Source organism: Helicobacter salomonis (assembly GCF_017979425.1).
GTDB classification, from domain to species: Bacteria; Campylobacterota; Campylobacteria; order Campylobacterales; family Helicobacteraceae; genus Helicobacter; species Helicobacter salomonis.
Genome location: NZ_JAERIS010000008.1, coordinates 1 through 17,985 on the forward strand (window position 1 = coordinate 1; position 17,985 = coordinate 17,985).

General features: G+C 47.2%; 20 protein-coding genes and 1 pseudogene. 2 read left to right on the top strand and 19 right to left on the bottom strand.

Annotated elements, in window-relative coordinates; all coding sequences use genetic code 11:
- The 8 genes and pseudogenes from KCO92_RS02845 to KCO92_RS02880 all read right to left on the bottom strand — a co-directional run.
- A pseudogene (locus KCO92_RS02845) lies at window positions 1-337 on the bottom strand (hypothetical protein); the annotation flags it as partial.
- Window positions 330-758, bottom strand: coding sequence for a flagellar FliJ family protein (locus KCO92_RS02850; RefSeq protein WP_104695590.1), 429 nt, complete (start codon window positions 756-758; stop codon window positions 330-332). The pseudogene KCO92_RS02845 and the gene KCO92_RS02850, both read right to left, overlap by 8 nt.
- Window positions 755-1,960 carry an adenylosuccinate synthase gene (locus KCO92_RS02855; RefSeq protein WP_199766031.1) on the bottom strand — a complete coding sequence of 402 codons (1,206 nt, stop codon included), beginning with the start codon at window positions 1,958-1,960 and terminating at the stop codon, window positions 755-757. Before KCO92_RS02855 ends, KCO92_RS02850 begins: the two co-directional genes overlap by 4 nt.
- A gap of 14 nt (window positions 1,961-1,974) precedes the next feature.
- Window positions 1,975-2,910, bottom strand: coding sequence for a ribose-phosphate pyrophosphokinase (locus tag KCO92_RS02860; RefSeq protein WP_104695592.1), 936 nt, complete (start codon window positions 2,908-2,910; stop codon window positions 1,975-1,977).
- 11 nt (window positions 2,911-2,921) lie between these two features.
- Window positions 2,922-3,413 carry an HIT family protein gene (locus tag KCO92_RS02865; RefSeq protein WP_104695593.1) on the bottom strand — a complete coding sequence of 164 codons (492 nt, stop codon included), beginning with the start codon at window positions 3,411-3,413 and terminating at the stop codon, window positions 2,922-2,924.
- Window positions 3,414-3,422: 9 nt separating this feature from the next.
- Complete coding sequence (locus KCO92_RS02870) at window positions 3,423-4,895, bottom strand: Mur ligase family protein (RefSeq protein ID WP_104695594.1); 1,473 nt, start codon at window positions 4,893-4,895, stop codon at window positions 3,423-3,425.
- A gap of 2 nt (window positions 4,896-4,897) precedes the next feature.
- Window positions 4,898-5,635, bottom strand: coding sequence for an alpha/beta fold hydrolase (locus KCO92_RS02875; RefSeq protein ID WP_104695595.1), 738 nt, complete (start codon window positions 5,633-5,635; stop codon window positions 4,898-4,900).
- Window positions 5,635-6,669, bottom strand: a complete 1,035-nt coding sequence (locus KCO92_RS02880; protein ID WP_104695596.1) for a D-alanine--D-alanine ligase — start codon at window positions 6,667-6,669, stop codon at window positions 5,635-5,637. Before KCO92_RS02880 ends, KCO92_RS02875 begins: the two co-directional genes overlap by 1 nt.
- Before the next feature lie 142 nt (window positions 6,670-6,811).
- On the opposite strand from KCO92_RS02880, the gene prmC reads away from it, so the two are divergent.
- Window positions 6,812-7,645, top strand: coding sequence for a peptide chain release factor N(5)-glutamine methyltransferase (prmC, locus tag KCO92_RS02885; protein ID WP_104695642.1), 834 nt, complete (start codon window positions 6,812-6,814; stop codon window positions 7,643-7,645).
- Here the strand turns inward: prmC and nspC are convergent.
- The 10 genes from nspC to KCO92_RS02935 are packed head-to-tail and all read right to left on the bottom strand — an operon-like array spanning window position 7,642 to window position 16,098.
- Window positions 7,642-8,847, bottom strand: a complete 1,206-nt coding sequence (nspC, locus tag KCO92_RS02890; RefSeq protein ID WP_104695597.1) for a carboxynorspermidine decarboxylase — start codon at window positions 8,845-8,847, stop codon at window positions 7,642-7,644. The genes prmC and nspC overlap by 4 nt on opposite strands.
- On the bottom strand, window positions 8,847-9,818 hold the full coding sequence (locus KCO92_RS02895; RefSeq protein ID WP_104695598.1) for a chemotaxis protein: 972 nt from the start codon (window positions 9,816-9,818) through the stop codon (window positions 8,847-8,849). The genes nspC and KCO92_RS02895 overlap by 1 nt, the downstream gene beginning before the upstream one ends.
- A gap of 38 nt (window positions 9,819-9,856) precedes the next feature.
- Window positions 9,857-10,957, bottom strand: coding sequence for a redox-regulated ATPase YchF (gene ychF / locus KCO92_RS02900; RefSeq protein ID WP_104695599.1), 1,101 nt, complete (start codon window positions 10,955-10,957; stop codon window positions 9,857-9,859).
- Window positions 10,957-12,435: a leucyl aminopeptidase gene (locus KCO92_RS02905; protein WP_104695600.1), complete on the bottom strand. Its 1,479-nt coding sequence runs from the start codon at window positions 12,433-12,435 to the stop codon at window positions 10,957-10,959. The genes ychF and KCO92_RS02905 overlap by 1 nt, the downstream gene beginning before the upstream one ends.
- The gene (locus KCO92_RS02910; RefSeq protein WP_104695601.1) at window positions 12,435-13,061 is read right to left on the bottom strand and encodes a DedA family protein; all 627 of its coding nucleotides are present in this window, start codon (window positions 13,059-13,061) and stop codon (window positions 12,435-12,437) included. Before KCO92_RS02910 ends, KCO92_RS02905 begins: the two co-directional genes overlap by 1 nt.
- A gap of 19 nt (window positions 13,062-13,080) precedes the next feature.
- Window positions 13,081-13,629, bottom strand: a complete 549-nt coding sequence (gene apt, locus KCO92_RS02915) for an adenine phosphoribosyltransferase (protein WP_104695602.1) — start codon at window positions 13,627-13,629, stop codon at window positions 13,081-13,083.
- Window positions 13,630-13,637: 8 nt separating this feature from the next.
- A complete protein-coding gene (locus KCO92_RS02920) occupies window positions 13,638-13,970 on the bottom strand; it encodes a hypothetical protein (RefSeq protein ID WP_104695603.1) in 333 nt (110 codons plus the stop codon).
- Window positions 13,964-14,398 carry a ribose 5-phosphate isomerase B gene (gene rpiB / locus KCO92_RS02925; RefSeq protein WP_104695604.1) on the bottom strand — a complete coding sequence of 145 codons (435 nt, stop codon included), beginning with the start codon at window positions 14,396-14,398 and terminating at the stop codon, window positions 13,964-13,966. The genes KCO92_RS02920 and rpiB overlap by 7 nt, the downstream gene beginning before the upstream one ends.
- A complete protein-coding gene (lepB, locus tag KCO92_RS02930) occupies window positions 14,399-15,253 on the bottom strand; it encodes a signal peptidase I (protein WP_104695605.1) in 855 nt (284 codons plus the stop codon).
- The gene (locus KCO92_RS02935) at window positions 15,247-16,098 is read right to left on the bottom strand and encodes a bifunctional 5,10-methylenetetrahydrofolate dehydrogenase/5,10-methenyltetrahydrofolate cyclohydrolase (protein WP_104695606.1); all 852 of its coding nucleotides are present in this window, start codon (window positions 16,096-16,098) and stop codon (window positions 15,247-15,249) included. The genes lepB and KCO92_RS02935 overlap by 7 nt, the downstream gene beginning before the upstream one ends.
- A gap of 102 nt (window positions 16,099-16,200) precedes the next feature.
- Here KCO92_RS02935 and KCO92_RS02940 point away from each other — a divergent pair, with 102 nt between their 5' ends.
- Window positions 16,201-16,518: a c-type cytochrome gene (locus tag KCO92_RS02940; RefSeq protein WP_104695643.1), complete on the top strand. Its 318-nt coding sequence runs from the start codon at window positions 16,201-16,203 to the stop codon at window positions 16,516-16,518.
- Here the strand turns inward: KCO92_RS02940 and thiC are convergent.
- On the bottom strand, window positions 16,515-17,864 hold the full coding sequence (thiC, locus tag KCO92_RS02945) for a phosphomethylpyrimidine synthase ThiC (protein ID WP_104695607.1): 1,350 nt from the start codon (window positions 17,862-17,864) through the stop codon (window positions 16,515-16,517). The genes KCO92_RS02940 and thiC overlap by 4 nt on opposite strands.
- Window positions 17,865-17,985 lie beyond the last annotated feature (121 nt).

Consider the following 17,985-nt stretch of genomic DNA (forward strand, 5'->3'; position numbering starts at 1 on the left):
CTTCAAAATGTAGCCCCGTGGTGGGCTCATCTAAGATATACAGCGTTTTGCCCGTGTCTTTACGACTCAATTCTTTAAGTTTAATCCCTAGGGCTTTTTCGCGTTCCACCACTTTAGCGCTGCGTTGATCAAGCAGGCTTTGGGTTTGGTTTTGGAGAGTTTGGAGTGTGAGGGCACGCTCTTGGAGGGCCTGCAGTTGGCGATCAATCTCGGCTTTACGGGATTCAAAAATCGCGTTGCACTGCAAGAATTGCTGGGCGGGAGTTTCTTTTACTTGGGCGGGAGTTTCTTTTGCCAAGAGAAATGCGCCCATAAACCACACACACCATCTAAACATGCGCTCCCCTTTGGTTTTGGATAAATACACTCGCGCCAATGGCATCCATCTCTTTATGCTCTAGTTTTTTCAAGCGTGCTAACTCTTTTTGGGTCTGTAAAGTCTCTAAATAAAGAATTTTCTCATACTCCATGCTAGCCTCTTTGTAAGCTTCTTGCAAACGCGCCCCCTTTTGCTCTAGCTCGGCGATTGCGATCTGTGTCTGCGTGAGCGCGTAGCGGTAATTATGTTTCAGAGCGTTGAGCTGGGTAAAGCCATGCATACCTCCTTGGGCAGGCACGCTTAAGTCGCATAATTGTGCATTTAGGGCATGCAGTTCCTGCTCTTTATGCGCGATCTGAGCGCGGTTGTTGGCGATGTCAATTTGGGCGCGCTGCATGGCTTGGCGTTTGATTTTGAGCAGGGCTTTAAATTGGCTCATCGTAAAATCATTTTCTCTCGCTTGGGACTGGTGGAGATCGCACTGATTCTCACACCCACAAGCTCTTCTAGGGCGTTGACATAAATTTGTGCTGCTTGGGGCAAGTCCTGAAAATGGCATGCATCTGCGCTGCGTGTCCAGCCTGCAAAGCGTTTATAAAGGGGTTTGACTCCTTCTAGGGAGTGGGGCATGTGGCTGATAGTTTGCCCCTCTTTTTCATAACCCACACAGACTAGAATTTCTTCCAAGCCATCTAAGACATCTAGTTTCATCAAAACTAATTCTGTGCATCCATTGAGGCGACAGGCATAGCGCACTGCGACAGCATCAAAATACCCACAACGGCGCGCACGCTGGGTAGTCGTGCCAAATTCATGCCCTTTTTCACGCAACCACTCTCCCACAGCTCCTTTTTCTTCGCTAGGAAAAGGGCCATTGCCTACGCGCGTGCAATAGGCTTTAGCCACTCCAATGATCTTGTCAATGTCTTTCACGCTCAAACCACTCCCACTACACGCCCCCGCGCTAATCGTGGTAGAGCTAGTAACAAAGGGATAAGTGCCAAAATCAATGTCAAGCATACTCCCCTGTGCTCCCTCTAGTAAAATGCGCTTACCCTCTTGCACTCCCTCCCAGAGCATGCGCGTTGTGTCAGCGATGTAGGGGATAATAGTAGGCGCATAGGTGTGCAGATAATTTTCTAGCATAGAAGTGTCGTGTAAATGGGCGAGGGTAGCGATTTTCTCTTGTAAAATCTTAGGCTGGAGTAAATCCCCCATACGCAAACCCACACGCCCAATTTTATCCTGATAGGCTGGCCCGATGCCCTTGCGTGTCGTGCCAATCGCGCTTTGGGCTTCTTGGCGACTCTCTAACATTTGGTGGTAGGGCAAAATCAAATGAGCGCGCTCGCTCACGAATAATCTGCCTTGTAGGTTGTCAAAGGGGGCAATTTCTTGAGCTAACGCGTCCAAAGCAATCACCACGCCACTTCCAATGACATTCTTGCACTGAGGGTAGAGCACACCTGAGGGGATGAGGTGCAGGGCATAAGTATGTCCTTTAGCCACGATGGTGTGCCCTGCATTGTGCCCCCCTTGAAAACGCACCACAAAATCGTAGTCTTGTGCCAAGCGGTCTACTAACTTACCCTTGCCCTCATCGCCCCACTGTACCCCTACAACCACATCAGCCATCTTGATCCTTAACTTCTAAATTAGACAAAGAGCGATTGCACGCTTTCATTATGGTAAACACGGCGAATCACCTCTGCAAACAGGGGTGCAACGCTCAAAATCGTGATTTTTGGGTGAGGACCTTTGAGCGGAATCGAGTTACTCACCACCACCTCATCAAGATCACTCTCCTTAATGCGTTTGAGGGCATTGCCACTCAACACCGCATGCGTGCCCAACGCCATCACAGAGTGCGCACCTTTTGCCTTGAGCATACTAGCGGCCTTACAAATAGTTCCAGCTGTATCGATCATATCATCTACCAAAATCACATCGCGCCCCTTCACTTCCCCAATGATATTCATCACTTCTGATTCGTTAGCTCTTTCACGCCGTTTATCCACGATAACCAAATCCATGCCAATTTGGCTAGCAAAATAACGCGCGCGCGCTACGCCCCCAATATCAGGGCTAGCCACCACGGGGTTTTTAAAATCCTTAGAACAAATATAATCTCTAAAAACAATCGATCCGTAAAGATTATCCACAGGAATGTTAAAAAAGCCCTGGATTTGCCCGGCATGCAAGTCCATAGTGATCACACGATCGATGCACACGCTCTGCATCAAATCGGCCACCAGTTTGGCGCTAATAGGCACTCTGGGGGCGGCTTTGCGATCCTGTCTGGCATACCCAAAATAAGGCACAACGGCGGTGATGGAGTTGGCCGAAGAGCGGCGCAACGCGTCCACCATCACTAGGAGCTCCATGAGATTATCGTTCACGGGTGCGCATGTGGGCTGTACAATGTAGACATCTCGGCCTCGCACCGATTCGCTGATTTGCACATTGATCTCTCCATCACTAAAACGCCCCAAGATGGCTTTAGAGAGCCCGACACTGAGGTGTTTGGCAACTTCCTTACCAAAGCTAGGGTGTGCACTCCCGCAAAAAATCTTAAAGCTCCGTGTTCGCATACACATTCCTTTCATGGGGTGAAATAGGTTTTTCCCTTTTCCTGGAGTTCTTGATAGATCGCTTCAAAGTCCACACCATAAACGCGGGTATCACCAATCACACTGATAAAATTCGTGTCCTTATAAAAACGGGGCACTAAATGCCCGTGCAAGTGCGCGCTAATACCCGCCCCCCCCGCATCCTTGAGATTAAAACCTAGATTGATGCCATCTGCCCCAAAGGCGTAGAGTAATTGCACACCCTCATACATGCGCTTTTGTAAATGTTGCCAATCTTCCAAGCTCAAAAGTTCTGGGCTATCCACATGTTGGTGAGGGATCACCATGAAATGCCCTGGATTGTAAGGGTAGCGATTCATCACCACAAACACGCGCGCATCGCGATATAAGACATGGTTACTTTTATCCAAATGGGCCGTCTGACTGATGGCGCAAAACACACAACCCTGTGTGTGTGTGCCTTGTAGATAGGAGCTTCTCCATGGCGCGTAGAGTCGGTGCATGGTTGTCCTTTAAATATAATTGGGCGCGTCGTTGGCAAATAAAATAAGGTCTTGTGCCAGCGTAACGCTTTGGAGGGTTTGTTCTAATTGTGCCTTATCTTTTAAGAAAATCTTTTGAGGTTTGTGGATAGCTTGACCCAACACTTGAATGTTGAGCTCCCCAGTAATGATGGCGATGTCAAAGACCTTGTCGATCGCCTCGCCTAGCGTGGTATTAGACGCTTCATCGCTTTCTACCAGGCCTGGGGTTACAATCACCTTACGCCCTGGATAAAGACTACACAAACGCACCCCCTCTAGCATTCCCTTCAGATTGCCATTAAAACCATCGTCAATGATGATTTTGTTATGGGTATGCAGGACATGCAGGCGATGGGGGACGGGATTGAGTTTGGCAACCAAGCGTTGTAATTGTGCAATGGGGATACCAAAGTGAAAACCAACCATGACGGCCAAACTGATATTTTCCACATTAAAAACCCCTAAAATTTTGCTCTCAAAGGGAACCCATTTTTGATCTAAAAAGAGCTCAAAACGCGTGCCCTCCAAAGTGGCTTCCACCTGCCTAGTTTGGCCTGGATAGAAAGTAATTTTATCTTGATGTGCGGATAAAAAAGGTTCCAAAGCTTGACTCTTATAACAAAACGCCTGCTCTAAGCGCGCCGAATCGAGCAACTCGGCCTTGGTCTGGGCTACATTCTCCAAGGTCTTGAAATATTCAATATGCTGTTTACCCACTTCGGTGATGATGGCATAATGGGGTTGTAAAAATGTGGTGATTGCCTTGATATCTCCGGGTTGGCGCGCGCCCGCCTCCGCAATGTAGAGTGTGGCATTTTCTCCTAGATTTTGGTTAATATCACGACTCAAGCCCAGCAAGGTGTTCACACTTCCCGAGGCGCTGTAGGCAATGTATTTCCCCTGGAGGATCTGTTGTAGATAGCTTTTGACACTGGTTTTTCCAAAACTCCCCGTGATGGCGATGATTTTCAGATCAGACATACGCGTGAGCTTGTCTTGAGCCAAACGCACATACCCCTGTGCGCAACTCTTTTCAAAACCCCAAGAAGCCCCATGCACCAAGCACATCAGCACGACATAACGCCAAAAAGGCATTTCCCCCAAAAAATGTGCTACTAGCATGTCCAAAAGCAAAAAGAATAATAAGAGTGCGAAGAAACGCAACACGCGCGGAGTGAAAACGAGTCTTTTATCCAAATTCACAGCCCACAAGACCAGCCACGGAATCTGTATACCAATAACATAGAGAGCAAAAAACATCTTGATATGATTCAAATGGCTTACATGAGTCATAACAAAGATAGCTAGGGGCAACAATACATGGTAAAAATGCCAACGCCTTTTATGGTGTTTGGTAAGCACCCGTGCAAAGCTGTAGTGATACCATTGTAACAAAGTCATCAGGTAATAATTCAACCCTATAATAAACACCCATACTGCCCCTAACTCTAATGTCCCCATGATCACCCCTGCTTGGCCATGTATGGCGCGCTAAAATATTCCAAACAATGCTGCTGTACCAGAGCCCCCTGTTTTAAAAAAAAGTAATGATCTCCAGGCATAATGACCAAGCGGTTGTTAGGAATTAAAGCCGCAATCTGTTGCCCCGCTTTCAGAGGAGTTGTGTGGTCTTGTTCTCCCCATAAAATCAAAGTGTTCTTGGTGCAGGCGCTAAAATGTGCCCTAAAGTCCTCTTGAATGGTGTATTTAAAAGTTTCATACATGGCTGGATTTAAGCCTTGTGCGTCTGCACTTCTCAGCGTGCGATTGCTCACCCCTAATGCACGCAAACCTTTGGCCAATCGAATCTTTAGACGGGTTTTAAAAGACTTAGGCAACACAATCCCCGCGCTACTGAGCAAAACTAAGTCCTGACTGTAGCATAAAGTGGCGACCTTGCCCCCAAAACTATGCCCCACCATTAAATCTGGGACAATGCCTAAGGATTGGAAAAAAGCGTCGATGATGTGGGCGTAATCCCGTGGAGTGAGAAAAGTCTGGTTGGGGCTTTTACCAAAGCCGGGCAAATCGAGGTAAAAGTGCTGGTAATCTGTAAAATGGGTCTTGAAGGCGTGCTGCATTAATTCCTTAGAGCTCCCCCAACCGTGCAAAAACACCACGCTCTTAGGCGCGCTTTTATTATGCAGATCATAGGCGATCTCAAAATCGTGCCCTTGATATACTATCTTGCGTCTGGCCATCACTTGTTTTTTTGAATTTGGTTGATGTAGTGGTAGGTGATGGGAATGGGGGGGCTCTTGGGCAAGAGGACATTCTCGAGCACATCGTTAAAATTCTCAAAGAGATAGTGCGCTAAACTTCCCGGAATAGGGTTAATTTCGTTTAAAAAGATTTGATCGTCTATCACAAAAAAATCACAACGGATAATTGCCCCCACGAAAAAAGGTTCGTAAATGCGCTGGAAAAGTGCGCGCATTTGCGCTTCGAGCTGTGTGCTGATCTGTGCCTTAGCCACTTTCTGGGTGCGCCCAAAATCTAAATACTTTTCCTCAAATCCCAATAGCTCCTTCTTTTGGGGTTCCTCCACAATGGAAAAGATGTAACTGCCCCCCTCAACCATGCAACCTGCCAAATTGTATTCTTTAATGCCCGCCTTGAAAGGCTCTATAATCACCTGATTATCAAATTCAAAGACCTCGTCTAAAACATATTCAATATCCTTAGACTCTTTGATCACGCCAATCCCAATTGAACTCCCCAAGCGATTGGGCTTGACAATGAGAGGCAACTCCAAAGTCTTGAGCGCATCACTTTGGTGTTTGTCCAGGAAGACATAGGGTAATACCTTGATTCCCCTCTCTTGGGCAAAAACCTTGGTGAGGTATTTGCTGTAACTGAGAATGCAGCCCTCCACTCTAGGCCCGATGAAAGGGATTTCAAAAAAATCCAACAGAGAGGCGAGTTTTCCATCCTCCCCATCGCCTCCGTGTATGAGATTGATGAGGGTAGAAAATGCCACCTGCTTACCCCCTAAGAGACCTTGGGTGTAGAAACCATGGGGTTTTAAGAAGAGCTCAGGGCATTTGCGGTACTGACCGCTAGCAAAAAAACGAGAGCGCATCTCCTTAGCCGGAATCAAGTAGAAGCGATGTGTCCCATCCAAGAAGATAAAATGCCCAATCTCTGCGCCCAAAACCTCCTTAAGCGCGATTGCACTGACGATACTAATTTCGTGTTCGTAGCTCTGCCCCCCGAACAAGACCCCATAAACCACAGACATCCTTTTGATCACGATAAGACAATCGCGCCCATTATAGCCAAATCCCTCTAAAGATTGCCTACAAATGCGCTAGCATTCTAAAGGTTTTTTAGGATAAAATGCGCCTTTGCAAACCTTAATTTTAAGTTGTGATTCTATGCAAACTAATATCTCCAAGGCGCTCTATGAAGCAAAAAAATTTCTCAAAGACAAGGGTGTGCGCACTGCGCTTGAATCGGAGCTGCTCTTGGCCCACCTGCTGGGTGTGGATCGGGTGTATCTGCATATACACGCGCAAGAGGAGCTTGATGATTTCGCTATGGAGCGCTTTATGCGCATGATCAAAGCCAGAGCCAGAGGCAAACCCATCGAATACATCACCCATGAGGTGAGCTTTTATAGCCGCCTTTTTTTTGTGGACGAGCGTGTCTTGATTCCTAGACCAGAGACGGAACTCTTGGTCCATCAGGCTTCTGAACTTATCCAAGAGTATGGCATTAAAAATGTGATCGATGTAGGAACAGGGAGCGGAGTAGTGGGCGTTAGCCTAGCTCTACAACATCCAAAAATTAGTGTAGTGGGCACGGATATTTCTATGGAAGCACTAGAAGTAGCCAGTATTAATATCACCACCTTCAGCCTGCAGGCGCGTGTTTCCCTAATGCACACCTCGCTCATCCAGGGTTTAGAGATTCCTGCACGCACTTTGGTAGTGAGCAACCCTCCCTACATTCCCCTAGACTATCCCTTAGACGATTCTGTGAGTTACGAACCTGAAATCGCACTCTATGGGGGTGAGGAAGGTGATGAAATTCTCAAAGCTCTCATCGATGAGGCTGCGAGCAAGCGGGTGAAATTCCTCGTCTGCGAAATGGGTGCGGATCAAAGAGCCTCGTTGAGCGAACATCTCGAGTTGAGAGGCTACCGCGGAACTTTCTATGTTGACTATGCCAAACTCGATCGCGGGTTTGTAGCCACACTCAGGAACTAATTGCGTTCCTTATAGTGCATGTACTCAAAGCTTTTGAGTAATGTGAACTTGTCATGGGCTAGCATCCCTAGGGCGGGCAGGGCAATACCGTTGAAAGTGTTATTTTTGACGATCGTGTAATGCAACATGTCTTTAAAGACAATTCGATCGCCCGCTTTCAAGGGGGTTTCAAAACAATAAGGGCCGATGAAATCCCCAGCTAGACAGCTTGCTCCCCCTAAAAAGTAGCTAAATGCCCCTATCTCACATGCCTCCTCTATGCTGCCATCTTTAGCTACCTTGAACAGATCTGGCTTATAGGGCATTTCCAAACAATCGGGCATGTGATTGGTGATGCTCACATCCAAGATCGCAATCTGCGCCCCATTGTGCACAATATCCACCACACTAGAGAGCAAAAAGCCGCTCTGCCAGCCTACTGCTTCTCCGGGTTCACAAAAAATATCTTTGAGATTGGGATAATCTGCTTTGAGTGCTTGCACCGCTGATATTAAGACCTCTAGGGCATAACCCTCCTTAGTGATATGCTGCCCTCCGCCCATGTTCAGCCATTCCATCTGTACTAGAGTTGCACCAAAATGACGGCAGACATGCTCCAAGGTTTCTTGCAAAGCAGGCGCGTCCTGTTCACAATGGGTGTGGAAGTGCAATCCGCTCACTCCCTCTAAACCATAGTGTGCCATACCCTCCACGAAGGCCTGAGGGGTGATACCCAAACGGCTATGGGGTGCGCAAGGGTTATAGATTATGGGTTGTACACGGCTGTGGAGAGGATTAATGCGCAGACCCATTTTAATGGGAGAAAGCCCCAATTTTTCTAGCTTCTTGTTTTTAGCGAACACCAAACCTTTATAGGTGTGGTATTGGGCAAAAGAATTAAAGATGATATGAGTTGCAATGGGCAAAATCTGCGCAATATCGCCGGGTTTAAAAGCAGGACTAAAGACGCAGATTTCTTTGCCACTCTCTCTGGAGCCAAATTCTTCATAGGCTAGTAAAGCTTCATGCACGCCACTTGCGCAACAACCATGCAAACTTGCACGCACCCACTCAAAACTCCGCCAGAAGGCAAAGCCCTTGAGTGCGAGTAAAATTTTGATGCCTGCTTCTCTCTGTGTTCGCTCCAAAATGCTTAAATTGTGCTGCAATTTCGCCAGTTCAAGCACATAACAGGGTGAGGGAATCGCGTGGTAATCTAACATCAAAGACTTTTAACAGGCAAGAATTGCTTAATAATGCGCTCAACATCTAAAGGATTGGATTTAGAAATGAAATCATCAGCATGCAGGGAGCGCGCCATTTCTTCATTGCTACTCCCACTCATCGAAGAATTCACAACAATGGGAATCTTTGCTGTCGTCGAGTCTGACTTCACACGCCTAATCACTTCAAATCCACTCGCTTCTGGCATCTCTAAATCCGTGATGATGAGTCCAATATCCCCAACGACCGTGTCTTTATCAAAGAGATAGTTTAAAAGTTGCTGCCCATTGATAAAATCGATGTGCTTGATGCCCAATTTGTCTAAAATCACCTGCATGGTCTTGACTACGCTGGGGGAATCGTCGGCAAATAAAACCACTTTATCGCTGTAGAGTTGTGAAAGTCTACTCAACTCTTCATGGCTCTCCTCCTCAATCCAAGGGAAGACATCGGTGAGCATCTTTTCAATATCCACCACCTGCACCAGCCGCCCATCAAAATAACGGGTGCGACTCACTAACTTGGAATTACCCGTATTGCCTCCCACGCCCGCACTCTGCTCGATCTCTGTCCATTTCTTATTGAGAATACGATCGGCCTCATAGATTCGCACCCCAATGGTCCAGCGTGAAAACTCGCAAATCATAATAATATCGTTTTCATCGGGGCTTTTCTCGATTCTAAAGGGGCGCAGGTCTTTCTGCTTATTATTGCTATCGTAGTAAAACCACTTCTTCATGTCAATGAGGGGAATTGTCAACTCCCTGATGATAATGAGCCCTTCGACCAGTGAGTTAGGTTCATGACTAATCATGGTCAAACTTCCATTGTATTTCACTACCTCGCGGATTTTAAAGACATTCACGGCATAAAGGTCTTTATTCTTGCCCAATCTAAAGCACAAGAGTTGCAACTCATTATTGCGGTGTAAATTAGTAACTTGATCGATATGGGCGAGGTTATTGGCCATAAACTCTCCTTAAACAGAATAAACGCATTATAACATGGCTATACATTGAACCTAAAATGCATCACATCCCCATCTTGCACAATGTAATCCTTGCCCTCAATGCGCAATGCACCCTTTTCCTTGGCTCCTTGTTCTCCCCCGTAGGCGATAAAATCTTTGTAGGCAATGGTTTCAGCGCGGATAAAACCTTTTTCAAAGTCCTTGTGAATCACCCCTGCAGCTGTTGGTGCCTTAGACCCTTTGGCAATGGTCCAGGCGCGCACCTCCTTGACCCCAGCCGTGAAATAGCTCATCAGCCCTAGCGCATCAAAACCCAGGCGGATAATCTGATCCAACCCGCTCTGCTCCACGCCCAAACTCTGCAAAAACTCCTGTGCCTCCAGTTCCTCCATGCTCACAAGCTCTTCTTCAAGTTTGGCACACAGCCCCACAAAGCCCGTCTTCCTCGCTTTGGCTAGTTCCTGCACGCTTAAGGCATGCGCATTCAACGCACTCACATGCGCCTCATTTACATTGGCCACATAGATCATCGTCTTGGCACTTAAAAAACGCAGCTCTTGGTCGAGTTCTAAAAAAGTGGGGTGATCCTTTTGTGCGAATGCACTCGCGGGCCTTAATTCATTTAAATGCGCTAAAAGCGCGCGCGCAAGCTCCAACTGTGCCCCTGCCTCTTTAGAATTCTTAGCGAGCTTCTCTAGGCGTTCTAAGCGTTTTTGCAAAGACTGGATGTCGGCTAGAATGAGTTCGATTTCAATAGTTTCAATGTCCGCTAAAGGGTTGATCACAGAGTTGACATGCACCACATCGCTATCTTCAAAACAGCGCACCACATGCAAGATCACGGCGCACTCACGCACATGCGCTAAAAACTGATTTCCCAAGCCCTCACCCTGAGAAGCCCCCTTGATGAGCCCAGCGATGTCTACAAACTCTACGCTTGAGTGTTGGATACGCTCAGGCTTGACAATGCGCGCTAATTCACCCAAGCGCGCATCGGGCACATCTACAAGGGCTTTATTGGGATCGATGGTGCAGAAAGGGTAGTTAGCGCTTTGGGCTTGGGCACTGCGGGTGAGCGCGTTGAATAAACTCGATTTGCCCACATTGGGCAGACCTACGATTCCAATGGAGAGTCCCACTATTTTAAACTCTCTAACACAAATTCCACGCACATACGCACACCCGCTCCACTAGCACCCGGGGTATTCACATCCCAATCTTTTTCAATGTAAGCAGGTCCAGCGATGTCGATGTGCAACCATTTGTCTTTGTATTCCTCGCGGATAAACTCGTTTAAGAAGAGTCCTGCAGTCACCGCACCCCCATAGCGCACGGGAGTGATATTGGCAATATCTGCCATTTTGGAGTCTAGGAGTTTGCGCAAGTGGCGGTTAAAGGGCAATTTGGCGACCAATTCCCCACTTTTGAGCGCAGCGTGCTCAAATTGGCTTTTGAGTTCTTCATTATTGCCCATAATTCCACTAGTGTAAGAACCCAAGCCCACCACGCAAGCCCCCGTGAGAGTCGCAAAATCCACGAGAACATCGGGTTCTAAATCTTGGGCGAAGCTCAGACAATCGGCCAACACCAAGCGCCCTTCTGCATCAGTGTTGCGCACTTCAATTGTTTTGCCCTCTTTGGATCGCAAAATATCATCGGGACGGTAAGCATCTCCAGCGATCATGTTCTCAGCCAAACCTAACACAGCGTGCACTTCCGCTTCTACCTTTAGGTGGGCTAGAGCATTGATCGTGGCTAGCACTGCACACGCCCCGCCCTTGTCCGCTTTCATGGTGATCATGTATTCCGCGGTTTTAATACTTAACCCGCCACAATCATAGGTCAGGCCCTTGCCTACTAAAACAATCTTTTTCTTAGCATTCTTAGGCTTGTAGACCACATGCACGAGTTGAGGGGGGTTAGCAGAGGCGCGATTCACCGCTAAATAGGCGTTCATGCCCTTTTCTTTCAGATAATCCTCCCCGTGCACGAAACACTCTAGCCCGTTTTTCTCAGCTAAATCTTGGGCTTTTTTAGCGATGTAGGGTGCGCTGGCCACATCGGGGGGGGTGTTGACCAAATCGCGCGCTAAGTTCACATGTTCGACTAAAACATGGGCTTTGTGCAGGAGCTTTTCTAAATTGTGCTCTAGGGTTTTGACTTCGTGTTTAAACTCATGGGCTTCCCCTAAGGCTAATACGACTTCTTTCAAATGCACGGGCTCTTTTTTGCTCTTATACACTTCGTAATTGTAGAGCCCAAATTGCAATCCTGTAAAGATTGCTAACATGGTTTGCCCTAGGGGACACTCACCCCCATTGGTGTGCTTAGCCGCGTAGAGCCCTACTTTTACACTCTTAAAATGGTATTTTTTCAGCGTTTTAGTGGCTAAACACGCCGCCTCTCTAAAGAGATGCACATCATTGTGCGCCACTCCCACATACAACCTTTTATGGGCCTGATCTAAAAACACCCCCTCACCCTCGTAGTGGAAAGTTTCTAAAACTTCCTTATGATGTACCCATGGGTGGTTGAGGTCTTTCTCCACCACAAACACAACGGCTACATCGGCTTTAGCCTGCTCAAAAGACGCATGGTCTAACTTAAACTGCAACATTACGATCCTTTCTTGAGTTTTAAGCCTTTTTGGACTCTTTGAATTTTTTTATCAATTTTCTTAGTGTGGGCTTGGAAATACCAGATGACAAACCCCAGCACGCAGACTAATAGTAATATAACAAGGTAGGGATAACGCTTAAGCACTTCGAGCACTTGGAAAATCTGCTCTCCAAAAAACCATGCCAACACAATCGTGATCGAAGCCCACACAAAAGCACTCAGTAGATTGATAATAGCAAATTTCAGTGCGCTATAACGCGTCAGCCCGATACTGATAGGAATGATGGTGCGCATGCCATACATGTAGCGTTGGATAAAGATCACAAACCAACCATATTTTTGCAAGAGCAAATGCGCTAGGGCGAGCTTACGCCGCTGTTTTTCTAACTTTTTATTGATGTAAGCTTTACTGGTGCGTCCGATGTAAAAATAGATCTGATCCCCAGTAAAACCTCCCAAGCCAGCGACTAAGATCGCCCATAAAAGATGCATATGCCCAGAATAGCATGCAATACCAGCCAAGATCAAGCCAATTTCGCCCTCCAAAATACTCCAAAAAAAGAGAATCAGATACCCCCAAGTGGGCGCATATTGGTTCCACAGCTCTATAATATAAGCTTCCATCAATGCCCACTTTGAAGATTTAGCATGGATACTCCAGAACGCTAAATGTATTGACTTTTTCTGCCATCTTATCTAAACCCCCTAACTCCTGCAAATTGATCAGAAAACATGCTTCCAAACACTTCGCTTGTAATCTCGCTAAAAGCTCTAAGCTGGCTAGGGCCGTGCCCCCTGTTGCGATTAAATCATCTATCAGCAAGACATGCGCGTCTTTGATCTCTCGAAATGCGTCTGTGTGCATCTCTACACTATCGCTACCATATTCGAGTTGATATTGTGCGCTAATTGTTTTAAAAGGTAATTTGCCTTTTTTGCGTATGGGCACAAAGCCCACCCCCAATGCATAAGCAAGTGCTGCACCCAAGATAAAGCCCCGCGCTTCAATACCCACCACAAAATCAATGCTGTGATGCTGGTAGCGCAGTTTTAAGGTGTCTATTAATCTGGAAAAGAGCACGGGATGGTTGATGAGCGGGGTGATATCTCTGAATAGAATACCACTCCTAGGATAGTCCTTGACTTCTCTAATAGCCTCTTGGAGTTGGGCTTTGAGTTTTTGAGTAAACATCGATCTCCTTACAATAACGCTTCAATTTTTTGTTCTAGCTCACGAATACGAGCTTTGTATTGATCGGTTTCGAGGCGGTATTGGGCGTTGCGCTGCTTGAGCACCTTGACTTCATCCTTGAGCGCATTCATTTCATGGGTCAAGATATCAATATTTCCTAGAGATCGTTGGAGCTGCAATTGGTGTTTTTGAATCAACACCTCCGCCTCCTGCAAGGTGAGCTTCATAGATGCAGCGTATTTTTCTTGTCGTTTAGCCACTGAGCGGTAGAAAAACGCACGAATAGCCATATAGGTAACAAACAACACAATGAGGGTGATGATCATCCATTGGGCTAGCATAGGCGGATGTCCTCTAATTTAGCGATTCGGCGCACATGCCGCCCTCCCTCAAATGCCGTGTGTAAAAACGCATGTAAAATGCTCTGCGCCACTCCAAAGCCAACCACATTCTGACCCAAGCAGAGCACATTAGCATCATTATGCAAGCGCGCCATTTTTGCCATGTAAGCATCCGTACACAGCGCCGCTCGTATGCGAGGTATTTTATTGCATGCGATGCTCATGCCAATCCCACTTCCACACACTAGAACCCCTACAGCTTCTTCGTGCAAATCCCGGGCAAGTTGCTGGGCAATATCGGGGTAATCTACTTGAGTGCCCCTGGGGGGTTTGTATATCTTAAGCCGTGCCTCTTCTTCTTTCAGAAGTCTCTCTAAAAACTCTGCTAAATCTAACCCTGCATGATCACAACCTAGTAACACTTCCATTCACTTCCCTTTAGCCGCCAACGCCTCTAAGCCCTGCAAACTCTTGAACATGCGCTTCCAACGCACTTTAAAGATTTCCTTAGGGCTATGCATGTCCTGGCTATTGGTTAAGTTAATACTAAAGTAGACAAACCATGGCGTGCCCACAATATGGCTATAGGACACACTTCCCCAAAAGCGTGAATCGCTGCTATCGTCCCGATTATCCCCGATCATGAAGAAGTGATCGGGCTTAACTTTGGTATAAAATACTACCTCATCACCCAAGTCCATCTCCTGCATGCTCACGGACATGCCCTTAGCACCAAATTGATGGTGGTAGAGAGCTCGCATGACCTGAAAAGTCTGATTGTTTCGGGCGTAAAAAATTCCTTTGTGCTCTGAAGCATAGGGAGCAAAGACAAAATCCCTCCCTAAAAACTGCTTAATTTTATGGTGAGGAAAGCGCTTAGTAATATAGGTGGGATCACTCTCACTCTCAAAAGGGCGCAGGTAAAAGCCGTCCTGATTGAAAATGACCTCATCACCCCCTACCGCAAAAAGGCGTTTGACATAGTAACCCTTATCTTGAGGGGGGATAAAGACCACCACCTCGCCCCGATTGGGGCGCTTCCCCTCTATCAAATGCCCATTTCCCTTAAAATCTGGCAAGAGCGGGATATCTAGCCATGGAAGTCTGGGGATACTAATTCCATAGGCAAACTTCTTTACAAAGAGCATATCCCCCTCATAGAGAGTCCCCACCATCGAACGCGAGGGGATAATGAAAGCTTGTGCGACGAAGAAGATCGCCAAAAGCACCAAGATAATTGTCCCCACCCAACTAGACGCAAAACGCGATAAGGTTTTTAGCATGAACGCTCCAACAAGCTAGATTGAGCAGCTAAAAGCGTGTTCTGCAAGAGGGCGCTAATGGTCATAGGCCCTACTCCGCCGGGTACAGGAGTGATGTAGCTGACTTTGTGGTGCACCGCTTCAAAATCCACATCGCCTACAACCTTATCCCCCTGCTTGCTAATCCCAATGTCCACCACCACTGCCCCCTCTTTGAGTAAATCTGGACCGATGAGTCCGGGTTTACCTACACCCACACACACAATATCTGCCTTTTGGGTGTACATGCGCAAATCCTTCGTGAGAATATGACATACACTCACGCTAGCCCCTGCATTGAGCATCAAGGAAGCTAGGGGCTTGCCAATAATATTGCTTGCCCCCACAATGACCACATCCTGTCCCCTAATGGGAACTTGATAATGTTCCAAAAGCTGCATGACCCCCATCGCTGTAGCCGGCAAAAAGCCCCTGAGCAGACTATCTGAATAAACCCGTCCCACATTGAGCGGGTGAAAACCATCTACATCCTTACTAGGATCGATGGCCTCCAAAATTTCGCGCGTATCCATGTGTGCGGGCAGAGGGAGTTGGACCAAAATTCCATGCACCTGCGAATCGTGGTTGAGTGTGCGCAAGATCTCTAAAAGTTCACTCTGCGGCGTAGACTCCCCTAGGCGCTGAATCTGACAGGTAATCCCCACCCGTGCACATGCCCTAGCTTTCATCTGCACATAAAGCTGGCTGGCTGGATTATCTCCCACCAGCACCACCGCCAAAACAGGTGCCATGCCCAGGCGTGCCACCTCCTCTTGCAAAATTTCCTCTTTGTGTTTTGCTAAGGCCTGCCCATTCAGTAAGACCATGTCCATCCTAAGAAATTTTTGCGCTATTATAGTCAAAATTCTCTGAAAGGGGCTGGTATGCGTCGAGCGATGATTGCATGGCTATGTTTAGGCGGATTTGGCATGGGTGCGCAGAACACACCCAAAAACAAAGACAACAGCTTCATCACCATTTTGGAGTATGGTAAAGAGCTATATAAGAACCCTAGAGATATCAGCTGTGTAAAATGCCACGGCTTATTAGGGGAGGAGCGAGTAATTACCCGCTATGTCCATCACAACAAAGAACGCATCTTCAGCGCCCCCCCCATCTACAACCTGAGCTTTGAGCGCTTCAAAAGTGCCCTAGAGCGGGGACGATCCATCATGCCTAAATACAACCTCACTCCTGATGAGATCAAGGCAATCTATTACTACATCACCTCCTCGCACAAGAACTAAGCTCCCTGCGCATCTTTATTATAGCGCTTGAACACTTCTTGACTCACCTTATAGCTGCAAAACTTGGGCCCGCACATGGAGCAAAATTCTGCTTCTTTAAATACTTCTTGAGGTAGAGCTTCATCGTGGTATTCACGCGCACGCTCTGGGTCAAGGGCGAGCTCAAACTGCTTGTTCCACTCGAAAGCGTAGCGCGCATCGCTCATCAAGTCATCGCGCACGCGTGCGTTTATCCGACCTCGTGCGATGTCGGCAGCATGGGCGGCGATTTTGTAGGCTAGAATCCCCTCTCTAACATCTTTGGCATTGGGCAAGCCTAGATGCTCTTTGGGCGTAACATAACAGAGCATTGCTACTCCTTTCCACGCGGCTACACATGCCCCAATCGCACTAGCGATATGATCGTAGCCAGCAGCAATGTCGGTAACCAAAGGTCCTAGCACATAAAAGGGAGCTTGGTTACAAAACTCCTGTTGGAGCTTGACATTGCGTTCGATCTGATTCAAGGGCACATGTCCAGGACCCTCAATCATCACCTGCACATCTTTTTTATAAGCGCGTTGTGCCAACTCACCCAATACTTTCAACTCGGCAAATTGGGCGGTGTCGCTCGCATCGGCTAAACAACCCGGGCGTAGCGAATCCCCCAAACTCAAACTCACATCGTATTGCTGACAAATGGCAAGAATATCATCAAAGGCATCATAAAAGGGGTTTTGTTTGTGATAATGCATCATCCAAGAGGCCATCAAACTCCCCCCCCGACTCACAATGCCCATTTTGCGCTTGCTCACAAAGGGCATGTGCTCAAGTAAAAACCCGCAGTGGATGGTAAAATAACTCACCCCCTGTTTGGCTTGTTTTTCTAATACCCCTAACATCGTGTCGATGTCTAGTTTCATCACATCGTTGTTCACATCGTGCAAAATTTGATACATCGGCACGGTGCCGATAGGCACACTGGAGGCATTGATAATCTCTTGGCGAATCGTATCTAAATCCCCCCCGGTGGAGAGATCCATCACCGTGTCTGCCCCGTATTTGATAGCCACTTGGAGTTTTTGTACTTCTTCATCCACCGAGTGGATGATGGCAGAACTGCCAATATTGGCGTTAATCTTAGTTTTTAACGCGATTCCAATGCCCATGGGCTCTAAATTTTGGTGTTGGATATTCGCCGGAATGATCAAACGCCCGCGTGCCACTTCAGAGCGTACCAATTCCGGACTAACTTCCTCCACATTGGCAATATAAGCCATCTCTTCGGTGATCACGCCCTTTTTAGCGTAGTGCAACTGGGTTTTAATGGGATCGTTGGCGCGTTTGGCGCAGTACTCACGACTCATGCTACTCCTTTATAGAAAAGTTCTCTAAGACTAGCACACTTTTGTATGCTATCTCTTAAGTGTTCCTATTGGTAGTATCTCTTAGAAAGGATTTGCGCGGAAATTCAATTTTAAGCTACTT

What these genes read in the sequence shown, in the direction of transcription:
- apt (WP_104695602.1), bottom strand. Translation starts at nt 13,629, where the DNA reads ATGTTTACTCAAAAACTCAAAGCCCAACTCCAAGAGGCTATTAGAGAA.
- KCO92_RS02905 (WP_104695600.1), bottom strand. Translation starts at nt 12,435, where the DNA reads ATGTTGCAGTTTAAGTTAGACCATGCGTCTTTTGAGCAGGCTAAAGCC.
- lepB (WP_104695605.1), bottom strand. Translation starts at nt 15,253, where the DNA reads ATGCTAAAAACCTTATCGCGTTTTGCGTCTAGTTGGGTGGGGACAATT.
- rpiB (WP_104695604.1), bottom strand. Translation starts at nt 14,398, where the DNA reads ATGGAAGTGTTACTAGGTTGTGATCATGCAGGGTTAGATTTAGCAGAG.
- KCO92_RS02865 (WP_104695593.1), bottom strand. Translation starts at nt 3,413, where the DNA reads ATGCACCGACTCTACGCGCCATGGAGAAGCTCCTATCTACAAGGCACA.
- KCO92_RS02850 (WP_104695590.1), bottom strand. Translation starts at nt 758, where the DNA reads ATGAGCCAATTTAAAGCCCTGCTCAAAATCAAACGCCAAGCCATGCAG.
- KCO92_RS02935 (WP_104695606.1), bottom strand. Translation starts at nt 16,098, where the DNA reads ATGGTCTTACTGAATGGGCAGGCCTTAGCAAAACACAAAGAGGAAATT.
- prmC (WP_104695642.1), top strand. Translation starts at nt 6,812, where the DNA reads ATGCAAACTAATATCTCCAAGGCGCTCTATGAAGCAAAAAAATTTCTC.
- nspC (WP_104695597.1), bottom strand. Translation starts at nt 8,847, where the DNA reads ATGTTAGATTACCACGCGATTCCCTCACCCTGTTATGTGCTTGAACTG.
- KCO92_RS02870 (WP_104695594.1), bottom strand. Translation starts at nt 4,895, where the DNA reads ATGGGGACATTAGAGTTAGGGGCAGTATGGGTGTTTATTATAGGGTTG.
- KCO92_RS02875 (WP_104695595.1), bottom strand. Translation starts at nt 5,635, where the DNA reads ATGGCCAGACGCAAGATAGTATATCAAGGGCACGATTTTGAGATCGCC.
- KCO92_RS02920 (WP_104695603.1), bottom strand. Translation starts at nt 13,970, where the DNA reads ATGCTAGCCCAATGGATGATCATCACCCTCATTGTGTTGTTTGTTACC.
- thiC (WP_104695607.1), bottom strand. Translation starts at nt 17,864, where the DNA reads ATGAGTCGTGAGTACTGCGCCAAACGCGCCAACGATCCCATTAAAACC.
- KCO92_RS02910 (WP_104695601.1), bottom strand. Translation starts at nt 13,061, where the DNA reads ATGGAAGCTTATATTATAGAGCTGTGGAACCAATATGCGCCCACTTGG.
- KCO92_RS02940 (WP_104695643.1), top strand. Translation starts at nt 16,201, where the DNA reads ATGGGTGCGCAGAACACACCCAAAAACAAAGACAACAGCTTCATCACC.
- KCO92_RS02860 (WP_104695592.1), bottom strand. Translation starts at nt 2,910, where the DNA reads ATGCGAACACGGAGCTTTAAGATTTTTTGCGGGAGTGCACACCCTAGC.
- KCO92_RS02895 (WP_104695598.1), bottom strand. Translation starts at nt 9,818, where the DNA reads ATGGCCAATAACCTCGCCCATATCGATCAAGTTACTAATTTACACCGC.